Below are 17122 nucleotides of genomic sequence, written 5' to 3'. Positions count from 1 at the left end.
AACGGCAACCGAGCCGCACCCCGCAGACTTGAGCACTTTCCTCAAGCTGTGGCCCGCGCCACCGATTCATCCCCATGCTCGTGGGCCGCCCGGTGCCCGCGTCGTCCTGGGGAGGCCGTGCGCTGTGAGGAAACCGATGCTCGCCCTGGCGGTGCTGCTGGCCGTCGCCGGCTCGGCCGTACCCGCACAGGCCGCGACCTCCGCGCCCGGCCCGGCCACCGCCGGGGTTACCTGGTCGCAGCTGATGAAGCGCAAGCTCGACCTGGACACGGCGTCGGCCAAACTGACCGCGTCGCTGCCGGCCCTCAAGGCGGCGGTGCCGGCCCGCAACGCCGACCTGGTCAAAGCCCAGATGGCCGCCACCACGGCGGGCGTGAAGCTGACCAGCGTGACCGTGAAGGACGAGGTCGCCAAGACGAGCTGCGCGGCCGCCAGGACCGCCGCCGCCACCGCCAGGACCGCCCTGACCGCGGCGCAGAAGGCGAAACCGGTCAGCAAGACCCGGGTCGCCGCGGCGCAGAAGGCGCTCAACTCGGCCGACGCGACCGTGAAGACCCGCGACGCCGCGCTGCGCACCGCCTGGAACGCGCTGGTCGCGGCGCGGACCACGCAGACCGCGGCGGCGGCCAAGGTCGCCACCGCCACGACCGCGATCGTCGCCGCGAACCAGGCGGTGGCCGACGCGCAGCAGAAGATCGCCGGGATGCCGGCGCTGATCACGTCGGTGGCCACCCAGGCGTCCGCGCTCAGCGAGAACGTCGTCGACCAGACCCGGGCCACGTTCACGACCGCCGACACGACCAAGGTGTACGGAATCACCGTCAACAAGATCGTGGCGTACCCGTTCCAGCACCTGATCGACGACGCGGCGAAGGCCGGGATCAAGATGTCGGGCGGCGGGTTCCGCACCAAGGCGCAGCAGATCGCGCTGCGCACCACCAACGGCTGCCCGGACGTCTGGACCGCGCCCGCCTCGTCGTGCCGGGTGCCGACCGCGATCCCCGGCCGGTCACTGCACGAACTCGGCCTCGCGATCGACCTGAGCACCGGCGGCAAGACGATCCCCAGCCACACCAGCCCGGCCTACAAGTGGCTGGCCGCCAACGCCGCGAAGTACGGCTTCGCCAACCTGCCGTCCGAGCCCTGGCACTGGTCGATCACGGGGAGCTGACCGGGTACCCGACCTGGTAGCGCAGGTACATCACGCCGTTCGGGAAGCGGCGGTCACCCAGCAACCGCAGGTCGAGGCGGAGGTCGTCCGGGAACATCCGGGTGCCTCCGCCGACGACCAGCGGGTAGACGAACATGCGTACCTCGTCGACCAGGCCCGCCCGCAGGGCGTGGGCCGCGAGACCCGGCCCGCCGACGCTCAGATCGCGCTCCGAGGTTTCCTTCATCGCCCGGACCGCGGCCGGGTCGAACGTACGCTCGAGCCGGGTGCGGGCCGTCGTGACCTCGGGCAACGTGGTCGAATAGACGACCTTGTCGGCGGCCCGCCAGATCTCGCCGAACTCGCGCATCAGCGGCTGGTCGGGCTCCGCCCGGTAGGTCTCCCAGAACGCCATCGGGCGGTAGAGCCGGCGGCCGTAGAGAAACGTGCCGAGCCGGCGTTCCAGGTCGTTGATCGCCGCCAGCACGTCGTCGTCGGGCGCCGCCCAGCCGAAATCGCCGCTCGCGTCGGCGATGTAGCCGTCGGCGGACGTCTGGGCGGCGAAAATCAGACGGGCCATGTCACGCGTCGCGGAGCTTGCCCCAGGCGTGCCAGCGCTCGATCTCGACCTGGCAGCTCACGCGGGGGCTCGTCCGGTTGGGGTAGGCGTGGCCGGTGTAGTGCGTCGACAGGCGGTCGATGTCGCGCAGCCCCTCGTCGTCGGCGATCGACACGACGCGGCCCTGGACGCTGACGTGGGTGTACCAGTCGTCGGCGGCCAGCACGGTCAGCGAGATGCGCGGGTCACGCTGGATGTGCTTGATGCGGACGCGCGTCTTGTCGAGGCCGAGCAGGATGCGCCCGTCGTCCTCGAGGAGATACCACGTGGCGACCGAAACCGGGCGGCCGTCCTTCGCGAGGGTCGCCATGACGGCCGGGTTGGGCTGGCGGAGCAGTTCGGCGACCGCGTCGGGCATGGGCTTGTCAGACATGAGGCCAGCCTAGATCAATCTTCGGAGCCGGTCCTTCAGCCGCCTTCCGCCTCGCGGACGGCGACCACCAGAGTCAGGTCGTCGCCGGTCTGGTCGTCGACGCCGTCCAGGAATTTGACGATGGCGTCGCTGGTGGCGGACGGGGTGCGGGCGTAGGCCGCCACGTCGGTGAAGAAGGGGGTGTAGGGCTTGGACTCGGCCAGGTTGTCGAGGATCTTGTAGCGGAGGCCGTCGGTGGACAGGAAGAGCTCGTCGACCGTGGGCGCGGGACGCGTGGTCAGGCGGATGCGGTCGGCGAAGTCGTGGTGGGTGACGAACACGGTCTCGTTGGCGTACTCGTCGTGGGCGTCCGGGTCGATCGTCTCGTAGCCGGCCGGGCCGCCGGCCACGACCACGGTGTCGCCGATCTGGGCTATGCCGAGCGTGTCGCCGATTATCACCGCGATCGCGAGTGTGGTCGCGAAGTCGCGGCGGTCGCGCTCGCGGCCGCCGGCCTCGGAGGCGATGCGGCGGTGGACCTCGTCGAAGACGGCCCGGAGCCACTGCTCGGGCGGTGGAACGGGGTCGCAGCCGGTCAGGTTGCCGGCCAGTTCGCGTACGGTCTCGACCGCGATCGCCGAGCCGGCGGCGGACATCGGTTTGGAGCCGGCGCCGTCGGCGACGGCGGCGCAGACGATGCCGGAGCCGAGCCGCCAGGCGTGGGCGTCCTCGCAGCCCTTGCCGACCCGGGTGTGCGAGGTGCCGGCGACCGACCCTCCGATGATCTTCCACATGGCGGCGGTCAGGCCGTCGCCCAGCCGGCCGGCGACGGCAGCGGGATCTGCTGGGCCGACTCGGCCTGGGCGACCGAGTTGTCGCTGGTGCCGAACGCGTTCGACTGCGAGGCGCTGCTCAACGAGGCCGACAGCCAGCTGAAGAACTCGTTGAAGCTCAGCCCCTGCAGGCGTACGGGCGCCCGCTGGCCGGACAGCTGGGTGAGCGCGTCCATCTGGGCGTGCGGGCCGACGCCGATCCCGAACACCGACAGGCCGCGCGCCGTCTCGGCCGCCCGGACCCGGCCGACCGCGGCGGCGAAGGCCGGCCCGTCGGTCGGGGCCCCGTCGGTCAGCACGAACATCCACGGCCGGTAGTACTCCAGGCCCGACTGCTTGTATTCGGCTTTGCGCGACTCGATCTGGCTGAGCCCGAGATCGAGGGCGCCGCCCAGCGGGGTGTTGCCGTTCGGCTGCAGCGTGCGCGGCTGCAGGTCGCGGCCCTCGGTGAACGGGATCTCGACCCGCGCCATCCCGCCGAAGGTGATCACCGCGATCTCGGCCCGCTTGGCCGCCAGCTCGTCCTTGCGGATCTCCTCGCAGAACAGCTTGAAGCCCTGGTTGAGCTGGTCGATCGGCTCGCCGTTCATCGAGTACGACGTGTCCAGCAGCAGCGCGCAGGCGATGCGCGGGTCGGGGTTGTCGTCCTTGACCCGGGGTGTGAAGTCCATGAGCAGCCCTTCAGATGTCGAGGTCGGTAATGGCCGGCCAGCCGTTGTCCTGGCAGATCGGGTTCCACAGCGTGACGAACGCCTTCTTGTGCTTGTCGGCGGTCTGCGAGGAGGAGAACGCCGCCGCGTAGTCGCCGCTGTCGTCGGCCGAGGAACGGCTGCACGATCCGCTCAGCCCGTCGGCCCAGTCGGCGTAGTGGCCGTCGGCCTCGGCCGAGGCGGTGAACGCGTCGGTGAGTTCGGACTTCATCTGCGGGCCGCCGTCCAGCGCCGAGAGGTCGAGCGAGCTGACCTGGTCGCGGAGGGTGCTGCGGTGGCTCTGCGCGGTGCGGAAGGTCTGCGCGTCGCCGGACGGGTCGCCGCACGACCGCGCGTCCGGGATCGCCCGCAGGATGCTCTTGCGGTCGGCCTTCGAGCCGGCCAGCAGTTTGCGCAGCGCCACCGCCTCGGCCTTCGGATCCGAGGACCCCGTTGTGGTCCCGCTGTCCGCGCCGCTCCCGCTTTGCTGGGTGTACGCCCCGAGGGGCCCGCCGGTCGCCGAGGAGTTGCCCGAGCCGGACCCGGCGAGCGCCCGGCCGCCGAAGACGATGCCGAGCCCGGCCACGGCGATCACGGCGAGAACCGCGGCCCGCGACCGGCGACGCCGCTGCGGGGGAGCAGGCACGACAAAGGACAGTGGCGGGAACGGGGGAGCTGCCGGGGGAGGGATGATCATCGTAGGCGCGGCGGGCGGGAGCGGGACCTGGGCCGGGCGCCGGTTCTCGTGGGCGCACCACGGGCAGTCCGGCTGCCGGCCGTCGTACCAGTGCTCGGTCTTCGCCGCGCACTGCCGTAGCCGCCCCTCCAGCCGGACCAGCGCGCTGTGCCACTCGTCTGCCGTGGGCCGGCGGCCGGGGTCGGCGGCACCGTCCTCGAACGCCCGCCGGAACATCTCCCGGATGTCCGGCGGCAGCAGCTCGGCGCCGATCGCGGCCGGACGCGGCCGGAGCAGCCCGCCGGCCCGGCCCGCCCACATGCCGTCGCGGGCCAGCACGGGTACGTCCGGCTTGTCGCCGACACCGTTCCACACGCCCCGGAACGGATGCTCGCCCTCCATCAGCAGTTGGTAGAGGTGAATCGCCAGCGCGTAGTGGTCGCTCGACGGGTGCCGGACCGTCCGGGACAGGTCGGCGCCCTTCAGCTCCGGCGGCTGGAACTCGGCCATCCCGACCGGGCAGAAGAACCGCTCGCCGGTGGCCGGGTCGGTGATCTGCATCGAGTCGCAGTCGATCAGGGTGATCAGGGCCCGGCTGGAGACCAGGATGTTCTTCAGGTTGAAGTCGCCGATCACCGTGCCGCCGCGGTGCAGGACCTGGGTGGCCAGGGCCAGGTTCCCGGCCGTACGGACGAGATAGCGCCAGCTGAACCGGCTCGCCCAGCCACCGGCCGCCCGCCGGTCGCTGGGGTTGGTGACCCGGTGCAGCTCGACCGTGTCGGCCCGGTCGACCTGGGGCATCAGATAGCCGGCGACCACGGCGCCGTCCATCACCAGGTGCTCGGGCCAGCTGACCAGCAGGTGGCCGGCCCGGTCGCGCCGCTCCGGCGGCCTGGTCGCGATCATCGCGGCGAGCCGCCGGGCCAGGGAGGGATCCTTGACCATCGTGGCCGGGAAGTACGTCTTACACACCATGCCCGGGTGCGAGGTGACCGCGTGCACCTCGCCCTGGCCGCCCCGGCCCAGGAGCGCCCCGAGCACTACCGGCTTTCCGTCTGCCGTCAGCATCGGCCCAGTGTGACCAGCCGATATCGCTGTGTGAAACCGCCTTTCGGCCGCGTCGAAAAGGGCCGAGGCCACCTCGTCTTTTCGGCCCCGCGGTTCCGCATTCGACGATTTCGGAATGTCCGCTGGTCAGCCCCCGACGATCTTCGCAGAGGCCGTGAACCGGTGTTCCCCGGTCCTGTTCGGAGCCGAAAAGAGTGCCCGCTCGGCCGACTTCCCGCTCGTCCACTTTCGGCCCTGGTCCGGCTCGGGCACCGTTCCGTCCCCGGCCGGGATCAGCCGATGCCGATGAGGGGGAGGCCGCGACGGCGGAGGTGGCGCAGGGCCTCCAGGATGCCGTGGCAGTCGGCCAGGGCGTTGTGGGCCTGGTCAGGGGAAAGCCCCCGGCTTGCGCGACGCGCGAGCCGGGGGCCGGGAAGTGAACAGCTTGCGTCAGTCGGTGTCGGTCGACGGGATGTACGAGCCGGGCACCGCGTTCGGGGCGAAGATCTTGTTCTCGCCGGGGTACGGCTTCGCCCAGTCGTGCGTCTGGTACCAGGTGTAGTGGTTCATCTGGGCCGGCGGCGCGAAGTCGGGCACCGCGTTGGGGCCGGTCAGCCGCTGCTGCGACTTCCAGGTGTCCCACTGCTTGGCCACGCTCTGCTCGGCGGCCGGGACCGTCGCCTTGGGGGCGGCGGCGGCCGTCGGGTCCTGCGGGGCCGGGGTGTCGGCGCCGCACGTCGGCAGCGTCGAGAGACCCAGGGTGAGCGAGGTCCGGTTGGGCAGCGCGGTGAACGGCGTGTAGTTCGGCTTCGCCGTGAACGCCGTGGTCATCGGGGTGGCCGCGGTGTCCTTCTGGTTCATCGGGTGGATCCCGAGGATCTGCTCGATGGTGCGGATCATGGTGATCTGCGAGTAGTAACGACTGTCCACCACGCCGCGCTGGGCGTAGGGGCTGATGATCTGGATCGGCGCGCGGTGGCCGTCGACGTGGTCGAGACCGGCCTGGGAGTCGTCCTCGACCACGAAGATCGCGGAGTCCTTCCAGTACTTGCTGTGCGAGATCTCGTCGACCATCTTGCCGACCGCGAGGTCGTTGTCGGCGACCTGGGCGGCCGCGTTCGGCGGGCCGCCGGTGTGGTCGCTGGACAGCCAGAACATGTTCAGGTTGGCCGGGCCGTTCTTCTCGAAGTCCTTCTTCCAGATCTCGTACCGGTACTGGTCCGGCACGCTGGTGTCGAACTTCGGGAAGGCCGGGACCGACACGTTGTTCAGCGACGGGATCGGCGACGACGAGGCCAGCTGGTAGGCCGACGGCTCGCCGGTGTTCGCCATGTTCTTCGAGTCGCAGTACAGGTTCTGCCAGCTCGAGCCGGTCGGCTTGGTGAGGAACTGGTGGAACTCACCGAAGTCGCGGACGGTGTTGCCGGCCGCCTGGGCGCCGGTCCAGAGGAAGCCGCTCTTCTGGTGGCCGAGCGCGTCGTCCTCGGTGTCGTAGCTGCGCAGGTATTCACCCGCCGACGACTCGGTGTACTCCGGGTTGTCGGCCTGCATCAGCCAGTTGTGACCCTCGGCCGAGTTGGTGCCGACGTCGTACGTGTTGTCGTAGAGCCCGAACTCCGACGCCAGAGCGTGGTTGTTGGGGGTCACGTTCTCGCCGAACTCGGCCAGGGCCGGGTCGCCGTTGCCCTGCGCCATGTCGCCGAACATCTGGTCGTACGTGCGGTTCTCCTTGACCAGGAGGAACACGTGCTTGATGGTCGACGGGTCGCCGAGGCGGGCAGGCACCGGAACCGCCTTGGCCTTGTTGCCGGTGGCCTTCTTGAGGGAGTCCTCGGTCCAGCCGTTCTGCAGGTAGACCTTGCCCGTGTCGACGATGATCTGGCGATCGGTCGGCAGCTTGAACTCGGTCAGGCTCGACGTGGTGTCGTGCGTACCGTGCCCGGCCGCCGTCGTCGGGCGGCGGGCGTCGATGCCCCGCGTGTTGGAGACCAGCACCTGGTCGCCGACGGTCGCGATCTCGGCCGGGAAGTAGTCGGTCGGCAGCAGGCCGACGTAGCTGACCGGGTCGAGCGCGCCGGTGAAGCGGAACACCGCCACCGCGTTGGCCCGGCCCAGCGTGACCAGCAGGTGACCGTCCTTGGTCATCGTGATCGCGTTCGGCTCGTAGCCGACGGACGCCTCCGGCCACGGCTTGGTCGCGATCGTCTGGACCACCTTGTTGCGGGTGGTGTCGATGACCGAGACGTTGTTGTCGGCCGTGTTGGCCACGAACAGCGTCTTGCCGTGGGCGTACAGCGCGGTCGGGTGCAGACCGACGTTGATCGTGCCGACCGCGACGGTCGGCTGGGAAACGTCGATGACACTGACCGTGCCGGTCGTCGTCGCGCCGGTGACCGGGTTGGCCGGCACCTGCGTGTTGTACGAGTTGATCGTCGTCTCACCGGGCTTGGCCGCACGGCCACCCTCGTTGGAGACGTACAACTTCGAGCCGATCATGACCAGGTCGCGCGGGGCGTTGCCGGTCGTCCAGCTCTGGGTGATCGTGCCGGTCGCCGTGTCGATGGCGACGACCCGGTTCTGCCCGTTGACCGCCGAGTACACGGTCTTGCTGTCGGGCGAGAACACCGCCGCGGCGCTGAGCGCGTGCTTCGGGCCGTCGGCCGCGATCGTGATGTTGACCGGGTTGGCGAGCGACCCGTCCGCGTTCACGTCGAACTTGGTGTAGCCGTCGGTCCGGCCGAGCCACAGCTGCTTGCCGTCCGGCGAGTACGACGGGCCTTCCTGGCCGACGTCGTTGCCGCTGATCTGCAGATTGGCGGCTGCGTTCTTGCCGATCACCTGCTGGACCTTGTAGTCCTTCAGGTTCACGATGTCGAGCGCGACCCCGCCGTCGGTCACCGAGGCGGCGAGATGGGTGCCGTCCGGGCTGACCTGGGACGACATGATCTTGCCGCTGTTGATGACCAGGCGGTTGCCGATCGGGTTGATGTACTGGTCGGACGAGACCGTCTGACCGTACTTGCCGGGCTGGCCGACCTGGTCGTTTCCGAACTGGTGGGTCGACCCGTAGGCCGCGCTCGTTCCGGCCACCACGACCAGCGCTGTTGTGCCAGCGGTGACGACCGGGATCTTCAGGCGGCGTTTCTCTCGAATACGCCGACGGACCTGCTGCATGGTGCTATCCCTTCCGGGAGGTGGAGAGCAGCTCGACGTTCCCGTCGAACTGCCAGAGCGGATTCGGCTGGTCCCCGACCGGGGTCCGAACCAGGAAGTAGCCGTTCACTTCCTTCGGTCCGTCGCCGTCGGCGACGTACCGTCCGTCTGCGGTGATATCGACCTGGTAGATGGCCTGTCCGGGTGCCTGGACACCGGGGAGGTGCCAGGTGACGACGCATCGCCAGTCGTTGCCCGGCCCCGCGGGGTCGAGCTTGCCGCCGCCCTTGTTGCAGTCGGCGGAGGTCTGGAGCTGAGCTTCGGCGACGTCCGGGCGGTTCAGCTCGGACGTCTGGAGAACGTAGAGGTGGGCGAACGCGGTCGAGAGCGAGCGCTGCACCTTGCCCTGGTCGATGCCGGAGCCGGTGCCGCCGGTCGTCGCGGCGATCACGGCGACGCTGATGACGATCAGGCCGGCCAGCGGCAGCGCGCCACCGAGCAGCGCCCGCTTGCTGGAGCCGTCGGAGTTGACGCTGGTGAAGTCGCGGCGCACGAACAGCAGGTAGGCCAGCCCGGTCGCGACGACCGCCCACACCAGGCTGACCGTGACGCCGATGAGGAGCGGTTTGAGTTGCGCGGGGCCGGTGAACAGGCCGTTCCAGGAGATGAAGGCGTAACCGGGCAGGGCCAGGCGGACCGCGACCGGCAGCGGCAGCATCTGGGCCAGCTGCAACGCGAGCGCGACGATCGCCGGCAGCAGCAGGCCCATCGGGGAGCGGCGCAGCAGCACCGACCCGAGCAGGCCGATGCCGGCCAGGGCCAGGGTCGGGGCGACCGCGCAGGCCCAGGCCAGGAAGACCCGCCCACCCGCGGCGCCGCCCGAGAGCAGGTGGCCGTCGAGGCCGATCAGCGGCTGGTTGCCGATCGCCAGGACACCGCCGGCCGAGGCCGAGACGACCAGTCCGATCAGGAGGATCAGCAGGACGGTCAGGCTGGCCAGGGTCTTGCTGACGAAGATGCGGCGGGGCGAGCGGACCGAGACCAGCAGGTGCCGCCAGGTGCCGAGACGGTCCTCGGAGGCGAAGATGTCACCGGCCACCACCGAGGTGATCAGCGGCAGCGCCCAGGAGCCGGAGAAGCCGAGCATGACCAGCGGGCCGGCCCAGCCGGTGTCGTGCATCCAGCGGCCGAACAGCGTGTCGACCGGGAGGGTGCTCTGCCGGCTGACCGCGGCCACGAACAGCCCGGGGGTAAGCCAGCAGACCAGGACCAGCAGGCGGATGCGCCACTGGGAGACCAGCTTGACCATTTCGAAGCGGTAGCCGCGGGGGACGGAGACCGGCTTCTTGATCTCGGGCCGGGTCAGCGTCTCGGTCATGCCTGGTCTCCAGTCAGGGCCAGAAAGGCCGCTTCGAGGGGTGAGACGACGGGGGAGAGCTCGCGGATGGCGATCTTGGCCGCCACGAGCCGGGTCACCAGCTCGTCGAGAGCGGGGACCCGCGCGCGAACGGTCAGAACCTCGGCGGCGCCGACCCGGATGCCCGGAACCTCCACCGCGACCGCTCGGGCGGCCGCCGGATCGGGCGTGACCAGGCGGTACTCCAGCTCGCTGTTCTCCGAGGCGAGCTTGCTCAACGGACCGCTGAACACCACCCGGCCCAGGCTGAGGATCGTGACCTCGGAACAGAGCGCCTCGACGTCGTCCATCCGGTGACTCGACAGGATCACCGTGGTGCCGTCGGCGGCCAGCTTCGTCAGGACGTTGTGGACATGCCGCGACCCGGACGGGTCGAGGCCGTTGGCCGGCTCGTCGAGCACGAGCAGCCGCGGCCGGGTGAGCAGCGCGGCGGCGAGCCCGAGCCGCTGGCGCATGCCGAGCGAGAAGCTGTTCGCCTTCTCGTCGGCGACGTCGGCCAGCCCGACCTGCGACAGCACCTCGTCGATGTTGTCGCCGCTCTCGGCCCGCAACCGGGCCAGCGCGGCCAGGTTCTGCCGGGCGGTCAGCGACGGGTAGAGACCGGGACCGTCGACGAACCCGGCGACCCCGTCCGGCGCGGCCAGCGCCCGCCTGACCGGCGTGCCCAGGATCTCCAGGCTGCCGCCGTCGGCGACGGCCAGGCTCAGCAGCAGGCCGAGCAAGGTGGTCTTACCGGCGCCGTTCGGGCCGACCAGGCCGTGGATCTGACCCTGCGCTACGTCGAGGTCGACGCCGTCGAGCGCGACGACCTCCCCGAAGCTCTTGGTGATCCGGCGAGCCCGGATGGCTAGGCGTGTGTCCATGGTGCCCTCTTTCGTGACTCCGACCGAACGTAGGAGAAGATCACGAAGAGGGACCAGGGCGTAGGTGAACGTCGATGGAACGCCAGGCGTCAGGGAATCGGCAGAGTCCATCTACGGTCGCCGATGCGGGCGCAACCGAGCACGATCTTCGCGTCGGGGGCCAGCTTCGAGCCGCTCCTGGCCGACTGGGCCTTCACGGTCCAGTTCTGCGGGAGGACGACCACGTGATGGCCGTCCACCGTGCCCAGATCGACGTTTCTGAAGCCGAGCTTCTTCAGCGAGTCCTGAGCGACGTCGGCGTTCTGCCCGACCTCGTTCGGCATGGTGAGCAGCGCCGTCGTCGGCGCGGCCGGTCCGAGCGCGCCGGCGTCACAGCCGGCGAGCGCCAGGGTCAGGGCGAGCGCGAAAGCGGCCTTCACCTGGCTAGAGTCTCAGAGATGGGAGGCTTGACGCGGGCATTGCTGGCCGGCGGCCTGGTTTTTACGCTGGCCGCGTGTTCCGACTCGTCGGCCGGTGCGCCACGGGCGACCGTGCCGCCCTCGGTCGGCCCGTCGCTGGCCGCGGTGCCGGGGCTGGCCCTCACCACGGTGCAGGCGGCGGACGGCTCCTCCCCGTTCAACAAGAAGAGGCAACTCTCGGCCCCGCCGGGCTGGAAAGTGACGGTCTGGGCGCGGGTGCCCGGTGCGCGCCTGCTGGCCTGGACCCCCGACAACCGCCTGCTGGTGTCGCGGCCGTCGGCCGGCGACGTGGTCGCGCTGACCGCCGCGGGTGAGCAGTCGACGCTGGTCAGCGGGCTCGACCAGCCGCACGGGCTCGCCTTCGACGGCAACACGCTCTATGTGGCCGAGAGTGATCAGGTGGACACCTTCGCCTACGCGGCCGGTGCCGTCTCCGGCAGAAAGGTCGTCATCTCCGGACTGCCCGACGCCAAGAGCCCCGAGCTGGGCGGGGCCTACGCGCACGCGCTGAAGAGCGTGGCGATCGGAAAAGACAAGACCATCTACGTCTCGGTCGGCTCGACCGGCAACATCTCGCCACAGGACCGGTCCGCGACGCCGGAGCGGGCCACGATCCTCGAGGCGCCGCCGGGCGGCGGCACCCCGCAGACGTACGCGCGGGGCGTGCGCAACGGCACCGGCCTGGCCATCGACCCGGACGGCGGGGTGTGGACGGCCGTGAACAACCGGGACAACGTGGCCTACCCGTACGACGGGAGCGACCACGGCGACGTCAAGCAGAACTACGTCAACGACCACCCGCTCGAGCCGCTGGCCAGGCTCACCCGGGGACGCGACCTGGGGTGGCCGTACTGCAACCCCGACCCCGACCTCCAGCCCGGCGCGGCCGACTCGCCACTGAGCTACACCCACCGGCCGTTCGTACGCGACCTGCAGACCAACGCCGACGGCAGCAAACTCGACTGCGACTCGCTGCCCCCGGTCGAGCAGGGGATGGGCGCCCATTCGGCCCCGCTCGGGCTGAGCTTCGGCACGCTGCCCGGGGCGTACGGGCCGGGCGCCCTGGTCGGCATCCACGGCTCCTGGAACCGCAAGCCGCCGCGCGCCCCCGAGGTCTCGTTCTTCGCCTGGCGCGACGGCACGCTGGGCCCCCAGCAGACCCTGCTCGCCGGCTTCCAGGACTCGGACGGCTCCCGCTGGGGCCGCCCGGTGATGGCCGTCATGGGACCCGACGGCGCCCTCTATGTCAGTGACGACCTGGCCGGCGCCATCTATCGGGTGACCGCCGGTTGACCGGTCGGCCCATTGTTTCCGGCCGCCGAAGCGAGTCCTATCAGGAGCATGATCGGTCGATGGCGCGTGCGCTGGGCGGAAAAGGAGAACGCCCGCCGGCGGAGTGCCTATGACGCCTGGGGACATGAGGACGCCGACCTGCGCTCGATGCGATCGGCGGCCGCGTCGTACCACGGCGAATCGGCGGCCGACTATCCGGGCGAGCGGGTCTATCTGACGGTCGCCGGGGCGCACAGCGTCGAGGCACCCGGCGTGGGCGCGATTCCCCCGCTCGGTGCGCCTTTCACCCCGCCTTCGGCGCCGACCGGCCCGGTGCCGGCCGGATTTCCGGCCGGCGGCGAGGGTACGGCGGTGGTGACGAGCCGGCGCCTGCTGTTCTTCGGACCGGGATATACGCGGGAATGGCGCTATGAGGCGCTGACCGGGTTGATGGACGACGCCCGGGCGCCGGTCACTCTGCTGCGGACCGGTGGCGAGGCGCCGTCGGGCGTCGTGATTCCGAGCGCGGCGGCGAAAGGGTTCCGCTTCAACCTGCGGCTCGCGGTGGCCGACGCCTTCGGTGACCGGCCGGGGCTGGTGGCGCAGATCGACCAGCTCATCGCGTGGCATCAGCAGCAGCGCCCGATTCCGCCGGTGCCGGCCGACCCGGCGCAGGCCCCGGCGCTGGCCTGGTGGTCGCCGTTGCGGACGTCGCTGGTGGGAGCGCTGGCGCTGGTCCTTCTGCTGTGTGTCGTGGGCCTGTTCCTGCCCTCCGCGCCGCCCAAGGCCGACCCGCACGACGCCGCCAAGATCGGCTCGACGGCGACCGGGGTGGCGGCGCCGGCGGCGGGTGACGCGGCGCCGGCGGCGAGTGCGGTGCCGACCAGTGTCGTGCCGACCAGTGCCGTGCCGACCAGTTCGGTGCCGACCAGTTCGGTGCCGCCGACCAGTGCGGTGCTGCCGACTACAGCTGTGCCGCCGACCAGTGCGGCGGCGCGAGCGACCACTGCGGCACCTCGGCCTACCGCCTCAAAGACCAAGCCGAAACCGAAGCCGACCACCAAGCCGCCGGCCAAGCCGAAGCCGGTCGACCTGTGCGGCGCGCCCCGGAATCCCTTCGGTTACAACTTCTGCGGCGGCTCCCACATCACCTCCCCGAATTCCGACACGTGCTCCTACTTCAGCTGTATCGGGGCGTTCTGGGACGGCAAGGGCTACATGGAGCAGTGCAGCGACGGCATGGTCAGCATGTCCGGTGGCCGCTCGGGCTCCTGTTCCAGCCATGGGGGCAATCGCCGCCCGGTCTACCGGCGCTGACCGGCGGCCGGCCCCTGACCGGCGGCCGGCCCCCTGGTCGCTGGCCCCCTAGTCGCCGACCCCTCTCCCGCAAATCGTATAAATCGGGAATGTCGGAAGCGTAATCTCGGAGTCTCGGACTCGGGAAAGGCGGCCGTCATGACCTACATCCAGTCTCCACTCGCCCTGCCGCTCGCGATGCGGCTCGTCGCCAAGGCCACGCGCGCCCAGGTCGCGGCCGGCGAACCCGAGGACCCGTGGCCGCTGATCGGCGCGTCCGACGTCGAAGCCGACGCCGCCCAGTCCGGCGCCCCGGCCGACCTGTCCCACGTCATCCGCGACGGCGCCGGCGTGGCGATCGGCGAGGACGACCTCGAAGCCGACCGCCGGGCGTAGGCCCTAACCGGCGGTGGCCGCGGCGAGGATGCGGCGGGCCTCCACCTCGTCCTCCCGGTAGACCAGCACGTGCACGCCCTGCAACTGCAGCTGCGGTTCCTGCGCGCCCGCGTCGTCGGCGGTCACACCCGCGCGCAGGCCGTGGCTGCGCAGCAACCCGACGGCGATCTCGGCCTCGATGCGGCTGCCCACGGTAGCCACGGAAACGACGTTTTCCTCCACGTTCCAACTCCCCGATCGCTCAAGAGCATGATGGAGTGGTGTCGCCGCGCCGGAGGTTCCTGCTTCTCGGCGCCGCCGCGACCGCACTGATCCTGATCATCGTCCTCGGCATCCGCCTTTTCGCCAACCGCGCCGACGACGGCGGCCCCCGGCCCGACCAGGCGCGGCCGGGCACCGTGCTGCTGGTGCCGGGTTACGGCGGCAGCAGCACGGCGTTGAACCGCCTGGCCGAGAACCTGACCGCCGCCGGTCGCACCGCCCAGGTGCTGAGCCTGCCGGGTGACGGCACCGGCGACCTGCTTGCGCAGGTCGAAACCCTGAATTCAGCCGTACGCGCGGCCCGGCGCGACGGCTCACCCTCGGTCGACGTGATCGGCTACTCGGCGGGAGGTGTCGTCACCCGCCTCTGGGTCGACCGCGACCACGGCGCCGAGTCGGCCCGCCGCATCGTGACGCTGGGCTCGCCGCTGCACGGTGCGAAGATCGCCGGCGTGGGCGCCGCCCTGGCCCCCGACGCGTGCCCGCAGGCCTGCCGCGAGCTTGCCCCCGGCAGCGACATCCTCGACAGCATCGACAAGCCGCTGCCCACGGGGCTGCCGTGGCTCTCGATCTGGACCACCGACGACGAGACGGTCCAGCCGCCCGACTCGGCCCGCCAGGACGGCGCGGTCAACCTGCCGCTGCAGAGCATCTGCCCGTCGGCCCAGGTCTCCCACAGCGACCTGCCCACCAACCCGCAGATCACCGCGCTGGTCATCAAGGCGCTGGGCACCGACCCCCTCACCGCGCCCCGGGCCTGCCCCGCCTAACAGCAGGATCTCGCGGTCGGCCGGAAGGCCGGCAGGGCTCGCACCGAGGGCCTGGAGCTCGACGGTGGACCGTCCGGACGCGCCACCGCGCCGCCGTCCTCCGCTTCCTGCGGGCCGCCAGCAATGAGAGGTTGGTGGGGAACGATTCGTGCGTCCGTGAGGAGTCAAGGTGTCCGCTTATGTCGTGCTTCCGATCGACGGCACCGATACGATCAAGGTGGAGATCAGCCCGGAGGGGCTGGTTCGCGCCAGTGCCGGCGACGTGATCGGCCGGGCGACCGAGCGGCTCGACGATGCCGTCGCCCGGGTCGTCCGGATGGGGCAGCAGGTCATCCAGCGGGCTCGTGACGTGCCCGACCCGCCCGACTCGATCGATGTGGAGCTCGGTTTGAAGCTGACCGCCAAGACCGGGTTCGTCATCGCCGAGTCGAGCGGTGAGGCGACCTTCAAGGTGACCCTCAAATGGGCCTCGGGCAAGGACTGACGCCGGTCTCAACTACCGCACGGCAGGTCCAGCCAGGTCGTCCCGTCGGCGCGGAGGCCCTGCCGGACGCGGTCCAGGTCGTCCAGCAGGTCGCCGAGTGGATCCGGTTTGCCGGCGCCGGGGTCGGCCTGGGTCTGTTGGGCGTTGCTGAGGTGCAGGAACTCCAGCACCGCCCGCTCGAACTCGCTCGCCATGCTCGACGGCATGAGGTCGGAGGCGTCGAAGCACAACGCGGCGGACGACTGGGTCAGCTCGCGGGCGATGCGGGTGCCGGTCGCGTCGTAGCTGCCCACCGGCAGGTTCTGGTTGACCGAGAAGACGGTGCCGCCGGAGGATTCCGGCCAGATCCGCTGCGCCTCGTCGGTGGCCAGGAAGTCGATGAGTTCGCGGGCCGCGGGCGAGTCGGTGAACAGGCCGGCCAGGTCGGCCGAGACCTCGCGGACCTGCCCGACGGCGTCGGGCCGGCCGCCGTCGGCCGTCGCGAACGGGGGGAAGTCGAAGAAGTTCGCCCGGGCGGCGTCCGGCATGGTTTTCGCATAGTCGCGGTGGATGCCGATCTGGAACGAGGCCTGGTGGTGCAGCAGGCAGCCGGGCGTGGCCGTGAACATCGGCCGGTCGGCGTCGGTGAAGTCGGTCAGCAGCGCGGCGTTGCCGCCGCCGCGGACCATGCCGGGCGCGCCGACCAGTTTGCCCCAGGCCGTCCAGGCCTGGCGCACCTGGGGGCTGTTCCAGGCCAGGCGACCGGCGGCCCAGTCACGGTAGGTGGAGGCGCCCGAGCGGTGCAGCAGGATGTCCTCGATCCAGTCGGTGCCGGGCCAGCCGGCGTCCGAGCTGGCGGCGGCGCCCATGCACCACGGCGTGCGGCCGGCCGTGGCATATCGCCGGCTCAGGTCGCTCAGCGCGCCCCAGGTGGCGGGCGGCGAGGCGGCGATCTCGGGCGAGGCGGCCGGATTGAACCAGATCAGGCCCTTGAGGTCGGCCTTGATCGGGACGACGTAGCGCTGTTGGGCGCCGAGCATCTCCAGGCCGCGCCAGTGCGGGGCCGCGGTCGACCCGGCCGGCGGGCCGAGCGGGCGCAGCAGGCCCCGGCTGCGATAGGTCGCCATCTCGGTCGGGGACGGCAGCACGGCGATGTCCGGCGGGGTGCCCTTCTGCACCTCGGAGAGCAGCACCTCGCGGGCGGCGCGGGTGCCCTGGTAGGTGACGTCGATCCCGGTGGTCTCGTGAAACCGGTCCAGGACCCTGCGGAAGTAGGTTTCCTCGTCGCCGGTCCAGGTGGCCAGCACGGTCACCGCGCCGTCGGCGGCGGGGCCGGTGCAGCCGGCCAGGGCCGGTGCGATCAGGAGCGCCGCCGTCATCAGCGCGGCCGTCGTTCTCGTCGACATC

The 17122-nt window shown here is 71.0% G+C and carries 17 protein-coding genes; 6 read left to right on the top strand and 11 right to left on the bottom strand.

Going from position 1 to position 17122, the window contains the following annotated elements:
• The first annotated feature begins 124 nt into the window (after positions 1-124).
• A complete protein-coding gene (locus AB0M88_RS34780) occupies positions 125-1171 on the top strand; it encodes a D-alanyl-D-alanine carboxypeptidase family protein (protein WP_364110045.1) in 1047 nt (348 codons plus the stop codon).
• Here AB0M88_RS34780 and AB0M88_RS34775 read toward each other — a convergent pair.
• The 9 genes from AB0M88_RS34775 to AB0M88_RS34735 all read right to left on the bottom strand — a co-directional run bounded on the left by AB0M88_RS34775 (position 1158) and on the right by AB0M88_RS34735 (position 11218).
• Positions 1158-1730, bottom strand: a complete 573-nt coding sequence (locus AB0M88_RS34775) for a dihydrofolate reductase family protein (protein WP_364110044.1) — start codon at positions 1728-1730, stop codon at positions 1158-1160. The genes AB0M88_RS34780 and AB0M88_RS34775 overlap by 14 nt on opposite strands.
• 1 nt (position 1731) lies before the next feature.
• Positions 1732-2142, bottom strand: coding sequence for a PPOX class F420-dependent oxidoreductase (locus tag AB0M88_RS34770; protein ID WP_364110043.1), 411 nt, complete (start codon positions 2140-2142; stop codon positions 1732-1734).
• A 35-nt stretch (positions 2143-2177) separates the two neighbouring features.
• The gene (locus AB0M88_RS34765; protein ID WP_364110042.1) at positions 2178-2915 is read right to left on the bottom strand and encodes a PP2C family serine/threonine-protein phosphatase; all 738 of its coding nucleotides are present in this window, start codon (positions 2913-2915) and stop codon (positions 2178-2180) included.
• 8 nt (positions 2916-2923) lie between these two features.
• Positions 2924-3625 carry a VWA domain-containing protein gene (locus AB0M88_RS34760; protein WP_364110041.1) on the bottom strand — a complete coding sequence of 234 codons (702 nt, stop codon included), beginning with the start codon at positions 3623-3625 and terminating at the stop codon, positions 2924-2926.
• A 10-nt stretch (positions 3626-3635) separates the two neighbouring features.
• On the bottom strand, positions 3636-5387 hold the full coding sequence (locus tag AB0M88_RS34755; RefSeq protein WP_364110040.1) for a hypothetical protein: 1752 nt from the start codon (positions 5385-5387) through the stop codon (positions 3636-3638).
• Positions 5388-5816: 429 nt separating this feature from the next.
• The gene (locus AB0M88_RS34750) at positions 5817-8540 is read right to left on the bottom strand and encodes an alkaline phosphatase family protein (RefSeq protein WP_364110039.1); all 2724 of its coding nucleotides are present in this window, start codon (positions 8538-8540) and stop codon (positions 5817-5819) included.
• 4 nt (positions 8541-8544) lie between these two features.
• Positions 8545-9897: an ABC transporter permease gene (locus AB0M88_RS34745; protein ID WP_364110038.1), complete on the bottom strand. Its 1353-nt coding sequence runs from the start codon at positions 9895-9897 to the stop codon at positions 8545-8547.
• Entirely contained in the window at positions 9894-10799 is a 906-nt protein-coding gene (locus AB0M88_RS34740) for an ABC transporter ATP-binding protein (RefSeq protein WP_364110037.1), read from the bottom strand. The genes AB0M88_RS34745 and AB0M88_RS34740 overlap by 4 nt, the downstream gene beginning before the upstream one ends.
• Positions 10800-10888: 89 nt before the next feature.
• Positions 10889-11218, bottom strand: a complete 330-nt coding sequence (locus AB0M88_RS34735; protein ID WP_364110036.1) for a PASTA domain-containing protein — start codon at positions 11216-11218, stop codon at positions 10889-10891.
• 18 nt (positions 11219-11236) lie between these two features.
• Between AB0M88_RS34735 and AB0M88_RS34730 the strand changes: the two genes are divergently transcribed.
• From AB0M88_RS34730 to AB0M88_RS34720, 3 genes are all read left to right on the top strand, one after another.
• The gene (locus AB0M88_RS34730; protein WP_364110035.1) at positions 11237-12550 is read left to right on the top strand and encodes a gluconolaconase; all 1314 of its coding nucleotides are present in this window, start codon (positions 11237-11239) and stop codon (positions 12548-12550) included.
• 48 nt (positions 12551-12598) lie between these two features.
• Positions 12599-13846, top strand: coding sequence for a hypothetical protein (locus AB0M88_RS34725; RefSeq protein ID WP_364110034.1), 1248 nt, complete (start codon positions 12599-12601; stop codon positions 13844-13846).
• A gap of 138 nt (positions 13847-13984) precedes the next feature.
• Positions 13985-14221 (top strand): hypothetical protein, encoded by a 237-nt coding sequence (locus AB0M88_RS34720; protein WP_364110033.1) that lies wholly within the window; start codon positions 13985-13987, stop codon positions 14219-14221.
• A 3-nt stretch (positions 14222-14224) separates the two neighbouring features.
• On the opposite strand, the gene AB0M88_RS34715 is transcribed toward AB0M88_RS34720, so the two are convergent.
• Positions 14225-14422 (bottom strand): hypothetical protein, encoded by a 198-nt coding sequence (locus AB0M88_RS34715; RefSeq protein ID WP_364110032.1) that lies wholly within the window; start codon positions 14420-14422, stop codon positions 14225-14227.
• 59 nt (positions 14423-14481) lie between these two features.
• Between AB0M88_RS34715 and AB0M88_RS34710 the strand changes: the two genes are divergently transcribed.
• Positions 14482-15252: a lipase gene (locus AB0M88_RS34710; RefSeq protein WP_364110031.1), complete on the top strand. Its 771-nt coding sequence runs from the start codon at positions 14482-14484 to the stop codon at positions 15250-15252.
• Positions 15253-15421: 169 nt separating this feature from the next.
• Entirely contained in the window at positions 15422-15736 is a 315-nt protein-coding gene (locus AB0M88_RS34705; RefSeq protein WP_364110030.1) for a CU044_2847 family protein, read from the top strand.
• A gap of 8 nt (positions 15737-15744) precedes the next feature.
• Here AB0M88_RS34705 and AB0M88_RS34700 read toward each other — a convergent pair whose 3' ends face one another.
• Entirely contained in the window at positions 15745-17121 is a 1377-nt protein-coding gene (locus AB0M88_RS34700; RefSeq protein ID WP_364110028.1) for an ABC transporter substrate-binding protein, read from the bottom strand.
• Between the last annotated feature and the right edge of the window lies 1 nt (position 17122).

This window comes from Actinoplanes sp. NPDC051411, assembly GCF_040682075.1.
GTDB lineage: Bacteria > Actinomycetota > Actinomycetes > Mycobacteriales > Micromonosporaceae > Actinoplanes.
The sequence above is the reverse complement of the archived record's forward strand: the minus strand, read 5'-3'. Positions and strand labels throughout refer to the sequence as shown.